We start from the raw sequence: 5389 nt of genomic DNA on the forward strand, positions 1-5389 counted from the left end.
ATGCTGTTATAAACCTCGGCTTTCACTGCCCCGGTCAGGACTCGAAACCTGTATTTTGGCACCCAAACTATATGATATTGGCAATGCCAAATGACATGCGTTAACTTTTCAAATCTACTCATGTTACTTCCTATCTCTAGTAGTTGTGGGGACAACTCAGAGATAAGGAGTAGCATGGGTAGTTCATGGCAGGCGAAGCCAACCATTCATGACCACGTCCATAGGACGTGGGTTTTCACGATGCACTAAAGATGATGTCAAGGAACCGGGTGATTACAAAACCGTTCAGGTGGGCCTGTACCCCATGGTAGTGATCCATGGTCATGACGGAGAGATCAGAGCTTTTCACAATATCTGCCGGCATCGTGGCTCACAGCTCCTGGAAGACGGCAGTGGTAACATAAAACGTACCATGATCTGTGCTTACCACCGCTGGGCCTATAACACGGATGGCTCTCTACGCGGTGTACCTCAGGAGAAAACACTTTTTGGGGAGCATGGCGTTAACAAATGTGAGCACTCCATTAAAAGAGGGGCAATGGGCAATTATAGAAACCTTATTTTTATTAATCCCCAGGAACATCCTGAAGAAAGTTTTGCCGATTATCTCTCCGAGCTGCCTGACAACAGCTGGCCTGCCAAAACCGAAAACCTGATGACTGTTGCTCGTTTCAACTGGACCATGAAATGCAACTGGAAGGTTTTTGTTGAAAATGCCCAGGACGGCTATCACTTGATGCATCTCCATAAAAACACTCTGGGTGGTCCCGGAGTGGATGGTCAGACCTGGAGACCTCTGGGCCGCCACTGGAACTGGCAGGGACTGAACCCCATCATGAGTGATGAAGCCATTGCAGAAGCCACTAAGAAAATGTCCACAGGCCAGAAAGTCAAAGCTTCCCTCTCTGCACTTATGGGTGACTGGCAACCTCTGGAAGGAACCGATCTTTCGACTTATGGAGGTGAAGTGTTTGGCTTTTTCCCAACCTTCCTGATGCAGCCACTGATCGATAACGTTGGCTTTGCAAAACTGATTCCTGTTTCTCCCACTGAGACATTCTTTGAGGGTTGGGTCATGATGGCACCCTTTAAAAATGAGCGTGAGCGCAAGTCCAGATTGAAAACCCTTCTCAACTTTGCTCCCATGCCCGAGGTGGAATTTGATGAGAATGGTGTAGCCAATAAAGGTGAGCCGATCACTCTGGAAAACTTCCCGGTCCACCCTCTGGAATCCGGAAACTTCCATGCAGAAGATGTCTGGCAGGTAGAGATGGTACAAAAAGCCATGGCGTCACCGGCTTTTGAGGTAGGCCCTCTGAGTAATGGTGAAGGGGAAACAGCACTCACTTATTTCCAGCAAAATGTACTGGATTTTGTGCCTTTGAAAGAGAAAGTTGAGGCATGATGGATAACCAGTGCCTACGGGCACTGCATTTTTCATAGCGCTTGTTTTTTTATCTCAATACTGAAATTCTATGTCCTATCACTTATTCAGCAGTACTGTTTATGAGCGAACAAGGCATACAAAAGGAATTGAAAATAGCCAGTCTTGTTCCGGAAGAAAAATTGACAGAGTCTCTTCCCCCTCACTGGCGCCTGCGCTTTGAAAAAGCCATACAACTCATACACAGCGACCTTTCAGCGCCACTCAACTGGCAGGACATTGCCAACCAGTGTCATATATCCCCTAAACACTTTCTGCATATGTTCCGGGTTATTTTCCATGAAACGCCAGGACAGTATCAGTGTCGCATGAGGTTGAAGCAGGCTGCCTATTTTCTGACGACCGAATCCGACCTGACTGTAAAGGATATTGCCGCCAGAGCCGGATTTTCATCGTCACAGGCATTAGCTAAAGCTCTAAAACGAGAATTGGGCGTATCAGCGTCTGAACTTCGGGATAGACGTTATGATATGGATCCCAAGTTTGCTAACAGAATTGCACTATTACTTGGGCAACCACACCAACAAGCAGAACTTCCTCTGGAAACCTCTTTAGCCGGAGAGCTTGATTTCTCAATATCCAATCACCCCGAAAGATACTTTCACACAACGCCCATCAGTATTAACGAGCCCAACAGCATAGAAAAGGTCTGGAGCCAGATAGCCCCTGACGATACAGAGTCACAAGTATTATTGAGCACCTGGAAAGATACTGAAGAGCTCTATGAGAATCAGAAGTCACAGCTCGGCTATCCCTGCGCACCTGATAAAGCTACCCAAGCTTTACCTGCAGGCAGCTTTCTTGAGTGCAGGCTCAGATACAGTGATCTGTCAGGTTATTACTCTGCCTGGAGTGCGTTTCATCATTATGTTCAAACCAATAATCTAACACTGGAAGAACAAACACCTGTTCTGGAGGTGGTTCATAACCCCAATACGGCTGAACGATCTGTTGATATTACGCTCAGTGTATTATTAGAGTTTATGCCCAAAACTCGCTAAGATTCGCCCCCACTTTCTAGATTGGCTATGACTATGTCCGGGAAACGACCCGCTGCTCAGTTACACCCTCGTAATCGCCATCAGGGGCGTTATGACTTTGATCAGCTCTGCTCTTCCCATCCAGGGCTAAAGCAGTTTGTGAAGTTGAGCCCAAGGGGTCAAAAGACCATAGACTTTGCCAATCCAGACGCGGTGATCTGTCTCAACCAGGCATTACTCAAGCATTATTACAATGTGCAGCACTGGTCGATTCCTCAAGGTTATCTGTGCCCTCCTATTCCAGGTCGAGCGGACTACATCCACTATGCTGCAGACCTGCTGGGTTCGCTGAATCTGGGAAGGAAAGCGGTACGGGTTCTGGATATTGGCACCGGGGCCAACCTGATATACCCAATCATTGGCAGTCAGACCTATAACTGGCAGTTTGTAGCCAGCGATATTGATCCTGTTTCTGTTGAGTCGGCCAGAGCAATAGTCTCTAGCAATAAAAATCTTTCTGGCAACATTCAGGTCGTACAGCAAAACGACAAAAACAGTTTATTCAGAAACATCATTCAAGCCTCTGATCAGTTTGCCCTGACTCTATGCAATCCCCCCTTCCATGCTTCAAAAAAAGATGCTGAAGCTGGCACTCAAAGGAAATGGAAAAATCTGAAGAGCTCCTCGACCAAACGCGGCAGGAATACTATTAAGCCGGACAAAAAGGCGCTTAATTTTGGTGGTCAGGCTAATGAGCTTTGGTGTGAAGGCGGAGAAATACGTTTTCTGAAAGATATGGTCAGGGAAAGTGCCAGCTTCTCAAAACAGGTCTTCTGGTTCACTACGCTGGTTTCCAAGAAAGATAATATCGCACCTCTACGCAAACTTCTTACTGAGGTGGGTGCTTGTCAGGTGAAAGTTAAACAGATGAGCCAGGGGCAGAAAGTGAGTCATATGTTGACTTGGAGTTTTATGACTGTTGATGAGTTTAGGGGTTAAGCTCAAAATACACTGTTCTACTAATCTATAAAACGTCTATGAAGCAGTTAAAAAAGAAAGCAATAAAAAAAGTCGCCATAGGAATAACATTTTTATTGGGGGCTTTTGTCCTAAGCATATTTATTTTTCCAGCAGCTGCTCTCTTGCTATTTATAGGTATTATTGGTTCATCAACATATATTTTCTCTAGTATTTCCGGAATAGCCTGCCCTTCGTGTGATAAGCCATATGGAGTGACAATGAATATATTGGGTGCTATTGATGTACCAACTCAATGTATTTCTTGTCATCATCAAGCTTCTGACTAGAAAGCTCTAACATGACTTATACCCTCCTTGCCGCTAATGCTCAAAAGAAGATGGGGATTGTTGGCTATAGGGCCTCGCAGGCGAGGCCTATCGTTTGATGAAACACATCCTCGTTCCCACGATCCTCCGTGGGAATGCATGCTTCTGGCGGGTATAAGTTCCCACGCTGGAGCATGAGAACCAGAGGAAATAAGTTCCAGATTTACACAGGATTCCGTTCACCCTGAGCTTGTCGAAGAGTCCTGGTATTGGGCTTCGACAGGCTCAGCCCGAACGGGTTCTGAGAGGGTTTCCATAAGGCAGTTAATTTCAGGCAAGTCCTTACGAACCCCACCGAGTTTTGACTGGGAATGCCTGGCTGCTGGTACTCAAAATAGATCGGTATTATTAGTGAGAGGGCCTCGCAAGCGAGGCCTATCGTTTGATGAAACACGTCCTGTGTTTCACCCTGCGGGCGCACTGGTCGATGAACGCTCCTGCAACATCGACATACCTCACATCCCTGTGCATAAAGTGCGTCCAAATTCGTTCCAGACGAATTTGTCACTTCCGAGCTCGGGTCCGAACTCGGCAATAAACGACGTATCGCTGATTTACGGTGGAGATGTCTCTCTATGGAGGGTATTCCGTTGCCCTGCAACGGATAAAGAAAAACCCCAGTCGATTGCTCGACTGGGGTTTTGCTTTATTCAATGCCTGGCGATGACCTACTCTCACATGGGGAAACCCCACACTACCATCGGCGATGTATCGTTTCACTTCCGAGTTCGGGATGGGATCGGGTGGTTCCAACACTCTATGGTCACCAGGCAAAACTGGTTTGAAGTTCGTCGTTTCCGACGGCCTTCTGGAATCCGTTTTAACTTAAGCTGTTTTTTACTTCTTGCTGCGCACTCTCGCCATGTGTATGGCTTATCTCCACGGATGGAGTGTATGCTGAACAACGTCTGGAACGTTGTCAGTAAAATCGCTTTGGCGTTATATGGTCAAGCCTCTCGAGTCATTAGTACTGGTTAGCTCAACGCCTCACAACGCTTACACACCCAGCCTATCAACGTCGTAGTCTTCAACGTCTCTTATGGGACCTCAGGGTCCAGGGAAGTCTCATCTTGAAGGGGGCTTCCCGCTTAGATGCTTTCAGCGGTTATCCCGTCCGAACGTAGCTACCGGGCAATGCGTCTGGCGACACAACCCGAACACCAGTGGTTCGTCCACTCCGGTCCTCTCGTACTAGGAGCAGCTCTCCTCAAACTTCCAACGTCCACGGCAGATAGGGACCGAACTGTCTCACGACGTTCTAAACCCAGCTCGCGTACCACTTTAAATGGCGAACAGCCATACCCTTGGGACCGGCTTCAGCCCCAGGATGTGATGAGCCGACATCGAGGTGCCAAACACCGCCGTCGATGTGAACTCTTGGGCGGTATCAGCCTGTTATCCCCGGAGTACCTTTTATCCGTTGAGCGATGGCCCTTCCATTCAGAACCACCGGATCACTATGACCTACTTTCGTACCTGCTCGACATGTACGTCTCGCAGTCAAGCTGGCTTGTACCATTACACTAACCGCACGATGTCCGACCGTGCTTAGCCAACCTTCGTGCTCCTCCGTTACTCTTTGGGAGGAGACCGCCCCAGTCAAACTACCCACCACCCAA

Annotated in this window: 5 protein-coding genes and 2 rRNA genes; 4 read left to right on the forward strand and 3 right to left on the reverse strand. The window is 47.7% G+C overall.

The annotated features are described in order from the left end of the window. Window positions 1-122: transposase (locus WG89_RS29100; protein ID WP_172806660.1), on the reverse strand; the 122-nt coding region annotated here is incomplete at its 3' end. Window positions 123-208: 86 nt separating this feature from the next. On the opposite strand from WG89_RS29100, the gene WG89_RS00400 reads away from it, so the two are divergent. From WG89_RS00400 to WG89_RS30030, 4 genes are all read left to right on the forward strand, one after another. Then, window positions 209-1405, forward strand: a complete 1197-nt coding sequence (locus WG89_RS00400; protein ID WP_062260066.1) for an aromatic ring-hydroxylating oxygenase subunit alpha — start codon at window positions 209-211, stop codon at window positions 1403-1405. Window positions 1406-1506: 101 nt separating this feature from the next. Next, window positions 1507-2445, forward strand: coding sequence for a helix-turn-helix transcriptional regulator (locus tag WG89_RS00405; RefSeq protein ID WP_062260067.1), 939 nt, complete (start codon window positions 1507-1509; stop codon window positions 2443-2445). A gap of 33 nt (window positions 2446-2478) precedes the next feature. Continuing rightward, window positions 2479-3423 carry a 23S rRNA (adenine(1618)-N(6))-methyltransferase RlmF gene (gene rlmF, locus WG89_RS00410; protein ID WP_153301331.1) on the forward strand — a complete coding sequence of 315 codons (945 nt, stop codon included), beginning with the start codon at window positions 2479-2481 and terminating at the stop codon, window positions 3421-3423. Between the two features lie 38 nt (window positions 3424-3461). After that, a complete protein-coding gene (locus WG89_RS30030) occupies window positions 3462-3731 on the forward strand; it encodes a hypothetical protein (protein WP_153301332.1) in 270 nt (89 codons plus the stop codon). Window positions 3732-4425: 694 nt separating this feature from the next. Here WG89_RS30030 and rrf read toward each other — a convergent pair. Then, a 5S ribosomal RNA gene (gene rrf, locus WG89_RS00415) occupies window positions 4426-4541 on the reverse strand. A 172-nt stretch (window positions 4542-4713) separates the two neighbouring features. Further along, window positions 4714-5389 (reverse strand): 23S ribosomal RNA (locus WG89_RS00420); the annotation flags it as partial.

This window comes from Endozoicomonas arenosclerae (assembly GCF_001562015.1).
In the GTDB taxonomy this organism is placed as follows: Bacteria; Pseudomonadota; Gammaproteobacteria; order Pseudomonadales; family Endozoicomonadaceae; genus Endozoicomonas_A; species Endozoicomonas_A arenosclerae.